At 68.5% G+C, this 14,205-nt stretch carries 12 protein-coding genes and 1 pseudogene; 5 read left to right on the plus strand and 8 right to left on the minus strand.

Annotated elements, in window-relative coordinates; translation table 11 throughout:
* Nucleotides 1-111 precede the first annotated feature (111 nt).
* Together ACS5PJ_RS17315 and ACS5PJ_RS17320 are read left to right on the plus strand one after the other, a co-directional pair.
* Nucleotides 112-1,143 (plus strand): hypothetical protein, encoded by a 1,032-nt coding sequence (locus ACS5PJ_RS17315; protein WP_439436100.1) that lies wholly within the window; start codon nucleotides 112-114, stop codon nucleotides 1,141-1,143.
* Nucleotides 1,140-3,002, plus strand: coding sequence for a metallophosphoesterase family protein (locus ACS5PJ_RS17320; protein ID WP_439436101.1), 1,863 nt, complete (start codon nucleotides 1,140-1,142; stop codon nucleotides 3,000-3,002). The genes ACS5PJ_RS17315 and ACS5PJ_RS17320 overlap by 4 nt, the downstream gene beginning before the upstream one ends.
* Nucleotides 3,003-3,061: 59 nt before the next feature.
* On the opposite strand, the gene ACS5PJ_RS17325 is transcribed toward ACS5PJ_RS17320, so the two are convergent.
* Nucleotides 3,062-3,715 (minus strand): TetR/AcrR family transcriptional regulator, encoded by a 654-nt coding sequence (locus ACS5PJ_RS17325; RefSeq protein ID WP_439436102.1) that lies wholly within the window; start codon nucleotides 3,713-3,715, stop codon nucleotides 3,062-3,064.
* Nucleotides 3,716-3,812: 97 nt separating this feature from the next.
* Between ACS5PJ_RS17325 and ACS5PJ_RS17330 the strand changes: the two genes are divergently transcribed.
* Complete coding sequence (locus ACS5PJ_RS17330; protein WP_439436103.1) at nucleotides 3,813-5,000, plus strand: flavin-containing monooxygenase; 1,188 nt, start codon at nucleotides 3,813-3,815, stop codon at nucleotides 4,998-5,000.
* Between the two features lie 13 nt (nucleotides 5,001-5,013).
* Here ACS5PJ_RS17330 and ACS5PJ_RS17335 read toward each other — a convergent pair whose 3' ends face one another.
* A complete protein-coding gene (locus ACS5PJ_RS17335; RefSeq protein WP_439436104.1) occupies nucleotides 5,014-5,247 on the minus strand; it encodes a zinc-ribbon domain-containing protein in 234 nt (77 codons plus the stop codon).
* Between the two features lie 94 nt (nucleotides 5,248-5,341).
* Nucleotides 5,342-6,559: an MFS transporter gene (locus tag ACS5PJ_RS17340; protein WP_439436105.1), complete on the minus strand. Its 1,218-nt coding sequence runs from the start codon at nucleotides 6,557-6,559 to the stop codon at nucleotides 5,342-5,344.
* Between the two features lie 125 nt (nucleotides 6,560-6,684).
* Here ACS5PJ_RS17340 and ACS5PJ_RS17345 point away from each other — a divergent pair, with 125 nt between their 5' ends.
* Entirely contained in the window at nucleotides 6,685-7,020 is a 336-nt protein-coding gene (locus tag ACS5PJ_RS17345) for a thioredoxin domain-containing protein (RefSeq protein WP_439436106.1), read from the plus strand.
* Here the strand turns inward: ACS5PJ_RS17345 and ACS5PJ_RS17350 are convergent.
* The 5 genes and pseudogenes from ACS5PJ_RS17350 to ACS5PJ_RS17370 all read right to left on the minus strand — a co-directional run.
* Nucleotides 7,010-8,380 carry a TrkH family potassium uptake protein gene (locus tag ACS5PJ_RS17350; RefSeq protein WP_439436107.1) on the minus strand — a complete coding sequence of 457 codons (1,371 nt, stop codon included), beginning with the start codon at nucleotides 8,378-8,380 and terminating at the stop codon, nucleotides 7,010-7,012. The two genes, ACS5PJ_RS17345 and ACS5PJ_RS17350, sit on opposite strands and share 11 nt — an antisense overlap.
* Nucleotides 8,381-8,390: 10 nt before the next feature.
* On the minus strand, nucleotides 8,391-10,373 hold the full coding sequence (locus ACS5PJ_RS17355) for an APC family permease (RefSeq protein WP_439436108.1): 1,983 nt from the start codon (nucleotides 10,371-10,373) through the stop codon (nucleotides 8,391-8,393).
* A 197-nt stretch (nucleotides 10,374-10,570) separates the two neighbouring features.
* On the minus strand, nucleotides 10,571-11,242 hold the full coding sequence (locus ACS5PJ_RS17360; protein WP_439436109.1) for a response regulator: 672 nt from the start codon (nucleotides 11,240-11,242) through the stop codon (nucleotides 10,571-10,573).
* Entirely contained in the window at nucleotides 11,227-12,714 is a 1,488-nt protein-coding gene (locus ACS5PJ_RS17365; RefSeq protein WP_500690907.1) for a sensor histidine kinase, read from the minus strand. The genes ACS5PJ_RS17360 and ACS5PJ_RS17365 overlap by 16 nt, the downstream gene beginning before the upstream one ends.
* 163 nt (nucleotides 12,715-12,877) lie before the next feature.
* A pseudogene (locus ACS5PJ_RS17370) lies at nucleotides 12,878-13,651 on the minus strand (universal stress protein); the annotation flags it as partial.
* A 171-nt stretch (nucleotides 13,652-13,822) separates the two neighbouring features.
* On the opposite strand from ACS5PJ_RS17370, the gene ACS5PJ_RS17375 reads away from it, so the two are divergent.
* Nucleotides 13,823-14,146, plus strand: a complete 324-nt coding sequence (locus tag ACS5PJ_RS17375; RefSeq protein WP_439436111.1) for a hypothetical protein — start codon at nucleotides 13,823-13,825, stop codon at nucleotides 14,144-14,146.
* Nucleotides 14,147-14,205: the final 59 nt, after the last annotated feature.

Genomic DNA, 14,205 nt, shown 5'->3' on the forward strand with positions numbered 1-14,205 from the left:
GTCCAACTCCGGGGGGCAACATTGCATGACTTTGGATTTTTTCACCCAGCCGGGCGTTCACGGATTCAGGCACGCCTGACTGCACTGTTGCTTGCGGCGGAAGGTGCCCTGGTGATGATGCCGGTTGCGGCGTCGGCTGCCGAAGGTGACATGCGCCCTGCCACGAACTGTGCGGTGCGGCTGCTGGACAGCCTGGGCGGCCGGGGCAGCAACGCGATCGCAACAAGCAGCAGCGGCCTGGTGGTCGGCCTCGCCGACACCGCCACGGGCGAGTCCGCTCCGGTTCTTTGGCGGGACGGCCGGGTGGCCCCGCTGACGATCCCACTCCAGACCCCTGTCCCCACCTCGGTTAACGCGGACGGAGTCGTCGTCGGCACGGGGTATGACACCGCCGGTGAGGTGCTGGTGGGCTGGTGGTGGCAGAACGGGCAGTTCCACCCGCTGCCCGTAGGCCCCGGTGACATCGCGCTCCCGTCGATGGTGTCGGACAGCGGCGTGGTGGTCGGGGCGCTGATCAATGACGAGGAGCACGCAGACGGACCGGGTGCCGACGACGACGAGCGCCCGGCTGTCTGGTCCGCCGTGACCGCGGCCCCCCGCGAGCTCAGGCTTCCCTCAGGCGCGACGAGCGGTCATGCATTCGCGATTGGCACGAACGGCACCATTGGCGGGGTTGCCCTCGGCGACGGCGGAACGCCGGTCCTGTGGGCGCCGAACGGCACCCCGAAGGCCCTGCCCACCCTCGCGGGGCGGGGCGGTGTGGTTCTCGGGATCGACTCCACCGGGCAGGCCCTCGGCCAGAGTGCCGTGCCCGCGGGAACCCATGCGGTCAACTGGGATGCATCCGGCCGCCTCACCGACCTGGGTGCAGCGGCCGCCGGACCCACCTCGACCGCGATGGCAGGCATTCCGGGGATCGCCGTCGGAACGGGAAGCACGCCGTCCTTCCGCGCGTCGCGTCCGCAGGCCGTGATGTGGGTCGGCAAGAGCGCCCGGATCCTGCCACCGGGTTCGGACGGTCAGTTCGCCGGCGTGTCCGGGGCAGCGAACTCGGTGTCACGGCAGGGCGCGGCCACCGTTGTGGTCGGGTACTCCGCGGCAGCCAACGGGCTGCGCCGCGCGACCGAATGGAGCTGTCGATGAACCGCCGCGTCGGTGCGCCGCCCGAGAACCGCCCCCTGCGCCGGGCCCTGGCCGTCCTGCTCGGTGGGTCACTCGTGCTCGCCAGCGGCTTCGCTCTCGCCACATCGCAGGAGACCCCAGCCACCGCCGCAGCCTCCGTGAGCCTGGGGTTCGCCGGCGACACCGGCGGCAACACGAGGACCGGCAAGGTGATCGACGCAGCAAGCAGTGCGGGGCTCGCGGCGATGTATAACCTAGGCGACATGTCCTACTCCGAGATCACCCCGGAGTCGTCCTGGTGCTCGTTCGTCACGCAGCACGCCGGGACGATGCCCTATGAACTCGTGTCCGGGAACCACGAGGACAACGGACCCGACGGCGTGTGGTCGAACTTCGCCGCGTGCCTCCCGGACCGGCTCGGCGCGACAGGCACCTATGGCCAACAGTTCTACACGGACTACCCCGCCACCAGCCCCCTGGTCCGGACCATCATGGTGTCCCCGAAACTGACCTTCAGCGACACCACCCTGGACTGGTCCTACAAAGCCGGCACGCAGGGCTACAACTTCGTCTCGTCCGCGATCGATGCAGCACGGGCCGCCGGGATCCCGTTCGTCGTCGTCGGGATGCACATGTACTGCATGTCGATGGTCAACTACCCCTGCGCCGCCAGCCCTGACCTGATGAACCTGCTGGTGGCGAAGAAGGTGGACCTCTACCTGCAGGCGCACGACCATGCATATGCGCGCAGCTACCCGCTCGCGCTCCAGGGCACGTGTACGGCGATCCCTGTCAGCAGCTTTAACCCAGACTGTGTCGCCGACACCAACCCCACAGGCCAGTTCGCCGCCGGGACCGGGACGATCCTTGCGACCGTAGGTTCGGGCGGCAGGTCCATCAACAGCGAGAGCAACACGACGACGGCGCCCTACTTCCAGACCTTCATGGGCAGCAACAACAACCCGACCTACGGCTTCCTGAAGGTGTCGGTGACCGACACAACGCTGACCGGTCAGTTCGTCGGTGCCTCGGGTGGGACCTTCAGCGACAGTTTCACCCTCACCCGGACGGCACCCTCGCCGAGCCCAACACCCACCCCCACACCAACGCCTACACCAACGCCTACACCAACGCCCACACCCACCCCAACACCCACACCAACACCAACCCCCACCCCAACACGGACCCCAACCCCCACACCGACACCGGCCTCTGTCCGGGCGTCGGCAGCAGGGTCCGGCGAGCTGACCTCCGCGGGCTCGTACACGCCCACGCTGCCGGCCGGCTGGCAGCCCGGCGACGTCGTCTTCCTGTTCTCGCAGGTGACGGTGTCCGGGGCGGCGAACACCACTGCTCCCGCTGGATGGACGAGGGCAATCGCCGACTTCACCAGCGCCGGATCCGCCTCGGCGCACCAGGCGGTCTGGTACCGGGTGATGCAGTCCGGCGATGCAGCGCCGAGCGTGCCTGAACCCGCCTCCCGGTATGCCTGGGCTTCGGTTGCGGTGCAGGGCGCAGACGCCACCACGCCGCTGGACGTCACGCCCGCCACTGACACCAACACCGGGGTGCCCTACCCTGATGTCCGGGCCCCCTCCATCACGCCGGTGACCTCGGGGGCGTTGTTGTTGACCGCACACGGCGTGAGGAACGGCACCAACTCGGCGACGACGACCTTCACGCCACCACCGGGGACGGCCGAGGCCGGCGATGCAACGTCAAGCGTTGCGGCTAAGTCGAACGCGGCCATCGAGGTCAACTTCGCCTCGCTGACCGATACGTCCGCCACTGGCACAAAGACCGCGGCCGCAGCCTCGAGCCTGGGCACGCTCATCAACCAGTGCGGCTCGTCAATCGTTGTGCGCCCAGCCTTGCCCTGACCGGGGCGGGGCGGGGCGGGGCAACCCTGGCCGGCGCGGGCCAGCCTGACCGGTGCCGCCTACGCCAGCGCGGCAGCCAGAGAACGGCCCAGCCAGTCCCGGTAGGCCGCTTTAGTCCACCCGGCCTCCCCCACCAGCGTCCGGTACGTCTGCGGGTGGCCCAGCGACCAGATGGCGGCGGCAGCATCGGCGTCGGACATCCCGGAGCCCAGCCCGCCGTGGGACCGCAGCGCGGCGGCGGCCTCCCGGTACCTCTCGAGGCGCTGAAGGGCCCGTGCCGTCTGCAGCTTGTCCACGGCGGGGTCGACGGCGGCGGCCTGGGCGATGAGCCCCACGACCGGCCCGGTGCGCTGATGGACCTCGACGAACCAGTCGGCGAGGACGGCAATGAGGGCGTCAAAGTCCGGCGCTTCCGCAGTCCGCCGCCGCATCAGTTCCAGGACGTTCGACGGCGAGTGCGGGCCGGACGCCGCCGCATCCAGGACCGCGGACAGCAGCGCGGCTTTGTTCCCCACGGAGTTGTAGACGGTCTGCAGCGCAACGCCGCTTTCGGCCGCGATCGCCTCGATGGTGGTGGGCACGTAGCCCTGCTTGGCGAAGAGCCGCCCGGCCACGTCCACTATCAGTGCCCGCGTTTCAGCAGCCTGCACCGCCCGGCGTGTGGGCCTCGGCGCCGCGGCGGGCTCCGCAACCGGGCTCAGGGAATCCGTCATGAAAATAGACTAGTCCTCCACTGACTGGAATGCTATTCTAATGAAATCCGCAGGACCTCCGGCCAGGAGCGCCCCGGGTCTGGCTAAGGAGCCATCGATGGATTCACAAACAGTTGACGTTGTGGTGATCGGTGCAGGGCAGGCCGGCCTCGCCGCCGGCTACTTCCTGAAGCGGGCCGGCCTGGACTTCATCATCCTGGAGGGCAACGCCCGCGTGGGTGACGTGTGGCGGGACCGCTGGGATTCACTGCGCCTCTTCACCCCGGCCAAATACAGCGCCCTTCCGGGACTGGCGTTCCCCGCGCCGGCCGGATCCTTCCCCGGCAAGGACGCGTTCGCGGATTACCTGGCGAGCTATGCGCAGCACTTCCAGCTCCCGGTCCGGACGGGCATCCAGGTCCTCTCCATCCACAAGGCTGGGAGCCTCTTCGAGGTGCAGACCAGCGACGGGCCAGTGCAGGCCCGCGCCGTGGTGGTTGCTGCTGGCCCCAACTCGGCTCCCAATGTCCCGGACGTGGCGCTGGACCTGGACGAGCAAATCCAGCAGCTTCACTCCTCCGGATACAGCAACCCGGCGGGCCTTCCCGCGGGCGACGTCCTGGTGGTGGGCGCCGGCACCTCCGGCGCGGAGATCGCACTCGAACTCGCCCACAAGCACCGTTCCGGAAAGGTCTACCTTGCGGGACGGCCCACTCCGCACATCCCGGACGCTGTTTTCCGCTACGCCGGCCCGCTCTACTGGCGCCTGGTCAACTCCCTGCTCACATTGGACACCAGGCCCGGACGCAAGGTGGCCCAGGGCTTCCACCGCCGCGGCGCCCCGCTCATCCGGGTCTCCATGAAGGACGTCGAGCGTGCGGGCGTCATCCGCCTCCCCCGACTCACCGGCGCCTCAGCCGGCAAGCCGGTGTTCGCCGTCGGGACCCCCGCCGTCGGGACGTCCGACGGCGGGACGTCCGACGGCGGAACGTCCGACGGCGGAACTCCCGCCCCGGGTGCCGCGCCGGATACCGCCGCAGGTGCGCTGCCCGGCAACCTCCGGACCGTCATCTGGGCAACGGGCTTCCGGCCGGATTTCGGCTGGATCGAAGGCCTGCCCGTGGATGATCTCGGGTGGCCCGTGACAGCCCGGGGTGTGGTGGCGGAACTCCCTGGCCTGTACTTCGTGGGCATGCCGTTCCAGTACGCCCTGACCTCCGCGATCGTGGGCGGGGTGGGCCGGGACGCGGAGTACGTGGTGGAGCATCTGGTGGCCGACCATGCCCTGACCAGCACAATTGCCTGACGGACTTACCGGGCTACAGCCCTGCCAGCGCCTTCCGCTCCCGCGCGCTGATGGACGAGACCCGGCCGCAGTTCGAACAGGTGATCCGGTACGACCGTGAGGTGGTCAGGACAGGGATAAAGAAGAGCGTGAACTTGCGGGCGTGCTCGTCCAGGTAATGCTGAACGAACTGTCCGCAGTTCTGGCAGGTGGCGGCCCGCCCGGGCAGGGCGCGCACCACGGTCTTGAGGCCGACAATGAAAAGCATGAAGTTCCCTTCCAGGGGTCCGGCGTGCGGGTTCCGGCGTGCAGGAGGCGCACTTCGAGGGTACCGCTCATCCACAGTCCCCTCAGTAGTTCCGCTAGTAGTTCCGCCGATGCCTCAGCCGCGGTAGCACGACAGCGAACACACCGGCCGCCGCGAAGCCCAGGACGCCCGTGGCTGAAACGCCCGCACCCAGCGTCGCCAGGGCCGTCACCCCGGAGAGCAGGACGGGCCCGCCGGTGGAGCCTGCGTCCGCGATGAACCGCCACAGCCCCAGGAACTGGCCCCGGCCGCGGTCGGGCGAGAAGTCGGCGCCGAGCGTCATGATCAGCCCGGAGCTGATGCCGTTGCCGAAACCGATCAGCAGCGAGGCCAGCAGCAGACCGGTAAAGGAGGCAGTGACGGGGATCAGGAACATTGCGGTCCCCATGATGACGGTGGACGGGATGGCCACGAACAGCCTGCCGCGCCGGTCCATCACTTTCCCGGCCGGGTAGAACACCAGCATGTCGATCGCCCCGGACAGCCCGTAGATCACCGACGCCTGGGCCGCGTCCATCCCCAGGTGCTCCGCCCACAGCGGGATGACCACCTGCCGGGACGCGCGCAGGGCACTGAGCAGCAGGATCCCCACGCCCAGCGTCAGGAAGACGCGGGCGTGCGAGACCGCCACGTTCCGCAGCGTCGGCTCCGGACCCTTGTGGCCGCCGTCGGGCACTGGCGGGGCCACCAGATCCGGGATGGTGATTGCCAGCACTGCGGCCGCTGCCATTCCCACGACGCCCACCCAGTACGCCCCGGAAATTCCGGCGAACTGCATGACTCCGGCGCCGACGAACGGGCCAATGAAAACGCCGATCCTGCTCACACCGCCCAACGTGGACAGCGCCCTGGCCCGGAACTGGATGGGCACGGCCTCGGTGAGGTACTTCTGCCGGGCGAGGCTGAAGACGCTCGCGGCCATCCCGACGACGATCATCGCCACCGCGAGCAGCCACAGTCCGTTGGGGATCAGGGAGGACATCGCAGCGGCGGCGAGCGCGAGGGCGCCGGTCGCGGCGGCGCCCACAATGGACCAGCGTTCGCCGAACTTCAGGGTGATCAGGGACGCCGGCAGGTTGAAGAACCACGAGCCGAGCCCGATCAGGGTGACGATCAACGCGGAGACCGCCACCGAGGCGCCGAGGTCGCGGGCGGACAGGACAACCACCGGCAATACTGCGCCTTCGCCGATGCAGAAGAGCAGTGCAGGCCCGAACGCGGGTAGGGCGATGCTTCGGAAGTTGAAGGGCTGCGGGGATCCTGGCGAAGTCATCAGATTTATCTTAGGGCCCGGCCAAAATTCCCCGGCGTTCAGGGGGTCACAAGAGGCCTCAGGAGGACTACCGTTTGCTTTGAGGGGCACTGTAGCTGCGCCCTCATCAACCAGAGGGAGGTCTCATGGGTGAGGTGTGGATCCGCACCATCCACAACAGTCTGGTCCGGGCGGACAAAGTCACGGAAATTGCATCAACCCGCGGCTCGCTCCATGAGGACCAGGGGTACTCGCTGAAAGTCATTGTGGACGGCAAAGCCCACGTCGTGATTGACGACGCCGGCCTGCCGGGCTCGCTTGCCGAGCGCCTGGAGTATGCGCGGCATCTTGAGGATGCCCTGCTGCTGGCCATCGATGAGGCAAGAGCGTCCGAAGCGTCGGTGGTGGTCGCCTTTGAACCGGAGACCGACCGCTGGGCTTTCGCCGCGGCGGCAGAGCTGACCGGCGGGCTCAGCCGATAATAGGCCGCTCTTCAGGCAGCCGGAACAGACGCGGGTGGGCGGACAGGGCAAGGGCGGAAGCCACCGTCACCGTCCCGATGCGCCCCGTGAACATCAGTACCATCAGCACCCACTCGGCCGACGTCGGCAAGTGGTAGGTGATCCCTGTGCTCACGCCCACCGTGGCGAACGCCGAAATCGATTCAAAGAGGACTTTCTCGAGGCTGTAGTCGGTCAGCATCAGCAGCAGCATGGTTCCGACCACGACGGCGGCCACGCCCAGGAGCGCCACGGACAGAGCCTGCCGCTGGGACGACGGGCTGACCGAGCGGTGTGCGATGACCACCTCGTCGCGTCCGCGTACCTCGTTCCAGATGGAGAAGGCCAGCACCAGGAACGTGGTGATCTTGATGCCGCCGGCTGTTCCGGCGCTGCCGCCGCCGATGAACATCAGGATGTTGGTGGCCATCAGGGTCTCGGGCGAGGCGAGGCCGTAGTCGATGCTGTTGAAGCCTGCCGTGCGGGGAAAGACGCCGCCGGCCACCGAAGCCATGATCTTGCCGGTCAGTGACAGGTGCCCGAGTGTTTCATCCCGGTTCCACTCAAAGGCGGCGAACAGGGCAATTCCCACAGCCAGGAGCAGCAGCGTTCCGTAGATGGTCAGCCGCAGGTGGATGCTCCAGTTCCTGGGCTTCTCGCCGCGCAGCAGCTGGATGATCACCGGAAAGCCCAGGCCGCCGGCGATGATGGCCAGGCAGATGGGCGTGATGATCCACGGGTCGGACGCCACACCGATGAGGTTGTCGCTGAAGAGGGAGAATCCGGCGTTGTTGAACGCCGAGACGGAATGGAAGATGCCATGCCACAGGGCCGTGGCCGGGTTGGAGTCGTAGGCGAGCCAGAACCGGCCGGTCAGGAGAACCGCGGTGGCCGCCTCGAAGGCGAGCATGATCCTGGCCACCCGCACCAGCACGGCCCGGACGTCGCCGAGGTTGAGCGTGTGCGTTTCGGACTGGGCCACCAGCTGGCCCCGCAGCCCGATGCTCTTGCGCACCAGCAGCGCCAGCAGTGTGGCCAGCGTCATGATGCCGAACCCGCCCGCCTGGATGAGTCCCAGGATCACGGCCTGGCCGAACGGGGTCCAGAACGTTGCCGTGTCCACCACCACCAGGCCCGTGACGCAGACGGCCGAGACCGACGTGAAGAGGGCCGGCATCAGCACCTCGGCGCCGGGATCCGTCCGCGCTACGGGGAGCATCAGCAGCAATGCACCCAGGATGATCACTGCCAGGAAAGCGAGCGGGAGGGAACGGACCGGATGGGACAGGGCCCGCCGGATGAAGTTTTCCTCCTTCGCGACCCGGTCCACCTTGGTGCTCATCCGACGGCGCTCATCCGACGTGGACCCCCGGCCTGAGGTCAGGGTCAGGCTCGTTCTCGCGGATGATTTCACGGACCACGGGTGCTGTGTCGCCGCGTCCCAGCAGCAGGTAGCGCATCAGGTGCGCGAGCGGATTTCCCTCAGCCCACTCGAAGTAGGCGTGCGGCCGGACCCCGGTGGCGTCCCGGAGGGCCAGCAGGATGGCGGCGATCGCGTTGGGTGCTGCCGGGCTGTCCGCCCGCAGGACCCGGTGGCCGTCCACCTCGATCCCGCGCACCTCGAGGATTTCGCTGAAGCCTGAGGGGTCGGTGATGTCGATTTCGAGGAAGATGACGTCCGCGGTGCCGGGAACGGGATTGTTCTCCCGCTGGGTGGCTTCCTTGTTGGCGTATTCCGCGGCGTCCCTCTTCTGCGGCCTGTTGGCGATGAGGTTGATCCGGCCATCGAATTCCAGGGTGTCGCTGATGAAGCGGCGGGCGTTGTCGTCGAACTTGATAGTGTCCACGCGCAGTTCGGTGGTGCGGCTGATCCGCGAGACGAGGGACACGGCCACGATGCCCAGGATGAAGAATCCGGAGATGGTGATGCCGTCCGGCTTGGCAATCACATTCGCCGCCAGGGCGTAGAGCATCACCAGGGTCAGGACGGTGAACCCGACGGCGGCCGGCCGCTGTTTCCGGCGGATCGCCGAGATGGTGACGGCCACCGCGCCGGAGACCATCATGGCGAGGATCCCGGTGGCGTAGGCGCCGGCCTGGGCATTGACGTCGGCCTTGAAGCCGAGGGTGATGAGGATGCTGATGGCCGTGTACACCAGGACCACGGGACGGACCGCGCGGGACCAGTCGGGGGCCATGCCGTAGGAGGGCAGGTAGCGCGGCACAATGTTGATCAGGCCGGCCATTGCCGAGGCCCCGGCGAACCAGAGGATCAGGATGCTGCTGACGTCGTACGCCGAGCCGAAGCCGTTGCCAAGGAGTTCGTGGGCCAGGTACGCCAGGGCGCGGCCGTTGGCTTCCCCGCCCGACTGGAAGGCCTCGGCGGGGATGAGGACGGTGGTGACGAAGCTGCTGCCGATCAGGTAAACGCTCATGATGAGGGCGGCCACGGTCAGGAGCTTGCGGGTGTTCTTCACCCTGCTGGCCAGCTTCTCCTCCGGCGTGGCGCCCTTGGACGCCACGAGCGGCATCATGCTGACGCCGGTTTCGAAGCCGGACAGCCCCAGGACCAGCAGGGGGAAGGCCACCAGCGCGGGGCCTACAACGCCTCCGATTCCGCCTCCGGCGGAGGTGAGCGCCGCAGTCCAGTCAGTCAGGGCACCGGGCCGGGTGACGGCGTCGTACATTCCGACGCCGATGATCACCGCGTTGAGCAGGAGGAACACCGCCACCAGGGGGATGGCGACGGCCACGGCTTCGGAGAAGCCCAGGAGGAACACACCGCACAGGATCAGGAGCAGCACCACGGTGATGGGCACCGCCTGGCCCTCCAGGAAGGGCGGCAGGTAGGGGTTTTCGAGCAGGTGCACGGTGGCATCCGCGGCGGACAGCGTGATGGTGACAATCCAGGACGTGGCCACAAAGCCGAGCAGGATCAGGACGAAAATCTTGCCCCGCCAGAACGGCAGGAGGCGCTCGAGCATCGCCACCGAGCCCTGGCCATGCGGGCTTTCCACGGCCACGCGCCGGTACATCGGCAGCATGCCCACCAGCGTCAGGGCCACGATCAGCAGGGTGGCCAGCGGCGAGAGCGCTCCGGCGGCGAGCGCGGCGATTCCGGGCAGGTAGGACAGGGTGGAGAAGTAGTCCACGCCGGTCAGGCACATGACCTTCCACCAGCTCTGCTGGTGGACGTGGTCTTCGGACGTCTCGGGACCGGCCGGGTGGTGGACCTTGTGCTCCAGCAGCCACCTGACCAGTGCGTTACCGGGCTTGGGTTCCTGTTCCGGGTTGGGCACGGTGGCGGGGATGGAGAACTGGGCTGAAGCCGTCAAGGACGTGTCCTTCTTTGCTGCCGGGAGCGGGCACGTGCAGCCCGCGCTGGGAGCAGTGTTCCGCCTATAACCAACGGAGCCTAGCACCGGACCAGGGCGCAAAACCCCGGGATTCCGGGGATCTTAATGCTTTCTTAACGCCTCGTCTAACACCCCGTTTAACCCCCGACGGCGGCGCCTCACCAGGGCCGGCGGCCTCACTCCTGGAAGCGGTAGCCGAGGCCCTGTTCGGTGAGCAGGTGGCGCGGGTTGGCGGGGTCGGTTTCCAGTTTCCGCCGCAGCTGGGCCAGGTAGACCCGCAGGTAGTTGGTCTCGCCCGCGTACGCCGGCCCCCAGACCTGGTTGAGCAGTTCGTCGTGGGTGACCAGGGCGCCGCGGTTCCTGGCCAGCAACTCCAGGATCTTCCATTCAGTGGGGGTCAGCCGGACAGGCTCGCCGTCGCGGGTGACCCGCTTCGCCGCGAGGTCAACGGTGAAGTGCTCGGTTTCCACGATGGGGACGTCGGCTGAGGTCCCCCGCCGCAGCGCCGCGCGCAGCCTCGCCAGGAGCTCATCCATGCCGAACGGTTTGGTCACGTAATCGTCCGCGCCGGCGTCCAGGGCCTGGATCTTGTCGTCCGATCCGTGCCGGGCGGACAGGACCACGATGGGCACGTCGCTCCAGCGCCGCAGCCGGCGGATGACTTCCACCCCGTCGAGGTCCGGAAGCCCGAGGTCCAGGATGACGACGTCGGCCTGGTGCGCGGCTGCCTGCTCCAGCGCCCCGTGGCCGGTGAAGGCGGTCAGCGTTGAGTAACCGCGGGCCTGCAGGTTGATCTGCAGGGCGCGGAGGAGGGGGACCTCGTCATCAACGATCAGTACTGCCGCCATGCCGTCCCTCCCTTGCCTGGTTCAATGCGACTGCCTGGTTCAGTGCGACTGCCCGGTTCAAGCCTGCGTGCCGGGGCCGCGCCGGTCGAGAGCGGCAGGCGCACCACCATGGTCAGTCCCCCGCCCGGGGTGGGCTCGGCCAGCAGGACCCCGCCCATCGCCTCGGTGAAGCCTTTGGCCACGGCCAGGCCCAGCCCGATTCCGGTGCCCGGGTTGGTGTCGTCAGCCCGTTGGAAGGGCCTGAACATTGCCAGGACATCTTCGGCGGGGATGCCCCTGCCGTGATCCACCACGGTGAGTTCGCTGGCAGGGGTGTCCCCAATTGTTGCACTGCCGGCGCCGCCCACCGAGCCGGAGATCACCACGTCCGAGTCGGGCGCATACTTCAGGGCGTTTTCCACGAGGTTGGCGATCACCCGTTCGAGCATCCCGGGGTCGGCGTCCACCGGCGGCATGTTGTCCGGCAGGAGCAGCCGCAGCCGGTCGGAGTCCAGGCCGCGCAGGGCCTCGCCCACGGCGTCGGCCCAGTGGACCGGGCGGATCAGGGGCGATACGGCGTCTGCGGTGATCCGGGACATGTCCAGGAGGTTGCTGACCAGCCGGTCCAGCCGGTCGGCCCCGGATTCAATGGTGGCGAGCAGTTCCTCTTCCTCGGCCGGGCTGAAGCGGATGGTCCGGTCCCGCAGGCTGCTGGCGGCGAGTTTGATGCCGGCGAGCGGGGTGCGGAGGTCGTGGGAGACTGCCCGCAGGATGGAGGTCCGCATCTTGTTTCCTTCGGCCAGGCGGAGGTTTTCGCGCTGGCTCGCGGAGAGTTCCTCGCGCTGGATCATGGCCAGCAGGTGCGCGCCGAATGCTGCCAGCAGCCGCCGTTCGTCCTGGGACAGTTCCCGGCCCGTGAGGGTCAGCATCCTGTCCCCGTCCAGCTGCTCGGCAGTGTCTGTCTGGTCAGGCACCTGCGGCCGCGGAGCACCCGAGTATTCCCGGAGCGTCCAGGCCTCCGGGCGCCTGGCCGGGCCCCCGGCGCGCTCCCCTGCCTGCTGCCTTACCCACAGCCCTGCTCCGGACACCTGGAAATGTTCGCGGACCTGGTCCAGGAAGGCCGGGATGCTGTTGCCTTCGGCGACGGCCCGGCGGCTCAGTTCACCCAGGACGGACGCTTCGTTGCCGGCCCGCCACGCTTCCTTGCTGAGCCGGGCGGACCGGTCCACCACCAGCGAGACGGCCACTCCCACGAGCACGAAAATCAGGAGGGCCAGGACGTGTTCGGGGTCGATCACGGTCAGCGATCCCACGGGGCGGACGCTGAAGTAGTTAACGGTCAGCCCGGCCAGGACGGCGGCCACCAGCGCCGGCCAGAGCCCGCCGAGCAGTGCAACGGCGATGACGCCGGTCAGCTGGACCAGCATGTCGGTGGACAGCTGGTCGTGCGGCAGCTGTTCCAGGACGAACTGCAGGGCCGGCGGCAGCCCCACGGCGAGGACGAAGGCGGGCAGTTGCCTGGCCCAGGCCGGGGCGGGGCCGGGTGCGTTCCGCAGTGCCTGCCTTCTGCGCCACGAGGTGCACATCGAGGTTGCCGGCGTTCCGGACGACGGCGGCCACGGTCCCGCCCCTGCCGGGCAGGCCCGCCGCCAGCTGCAGGAACCGAAGCCGGCCGCCCCGAAGCGGCCGGGACGTCCCCAGGACGAGCTGGCTGGCGGTGACGCTCCGCGCAAACCGGAGCAGCGCCGTCGGAATGTCCTCCCCGCCGATGGCGTGGAAGACACCGCCGACGCCGGCCGTCACCGTCCGCAGCTGATCCAGTTCCTTGCCCGAGGGGACGGCCCGGGCGCCGGCGGTGCGGACGTGGACCACGTGCAGCTCCCCGCCCGCGGCAGCGGCCAGCACCTGCGCGCCGCGGCGGATCAAGGCCTCGTCGTCGGGTTTTCCGCTGATCCCCACGACCACCCGCTCGCGGACGGCCCCGCTGGTGTTCCGCGGCCCGCTGCTGTTGGGCAGGGCCCGCGGTTCGGGCCGGGACGCCAGGCTGCGGACGTCCAGGGTGGAGACGACGTCGATTCCGGCGTCGAGCAGCCTCTCGATCTGCTGCCAGCGGGGAACGCCGGCGTCGCTTGCGGCGAGGTCGTCCACCAGGACGACGCCGGGCGAGCGGCTGAGCAGCGCGTCGACGTCGAGCGCCGGCCCGGTTCCCCGTACGGCGCCAGGAGGCGGGCACCATTCCAGGCCGCCACCAACGTCCCCGCTGCCGGCCCCGGTCCCGCCCCCTTGCCCGGCCTCCGGCCCCACGTCAGCAGCGCCGACCACCACGTCGGCGCCCCCGGCAGCGAGCCGGCGGCCCTCGTCGAGCAGGGCCAGCGTCTTCCCCTCTCCCGGCGCGGCTCCCGGGAAGATGCGCAGATTACCTCGTGACATGCCTCCATTGTTCACTCCCCCGACGACGATGGCGTGACACACCTTCCGTAACCTACCCGCCAGTAGTGTTGCGTAGCTCACATGGGGTGCCTACTCTGGACGAGGCTCATGCAAACGGGCCACATGCAAGGGCTGCAGCGTCGCAGCCGATGCCGGGGAAGGCTTTACCTCATGAACTCGAAGCTCAACATTCTTGTCCGCGTGGATCTTGACCACGCACGTGCCCAGGTTGTCGCCAAAGGCCACATCACCGTACACAGCGTCCAGGCCCTTTATGTAGTGGTCAAACGCGCCAACTCACTGAAGCAGGGGCTCACCCTCGAACTGGACATCAGCAGCGCCTGGGTCGATGACGAAGCCCTGGAGCAGTTGCAGGACTGCTCCCGGAACCACCACCTGCCGTCCAAGATCGATCCCCAGCAGAAGCGGTGCAACGTCAGTGTCCTCGCCCCGCGGGCGAACCCGGTGGCTGCGGCAACTCTTATCGCCGCCTGATCTCTCGGTATGCTGGTTGCGGAGCGGCTGCAGTTTCCCGTTCCCGGCCCAAGCAGGGG

Source organism: Pseudarthrobacter cremeus, from assembly GCF_051857465.1.
Lineage (GTDB): Bacteria > Actinomycetota > Actinomycetes > Actinomycetales > Micrococcaceae > Arthrobacter.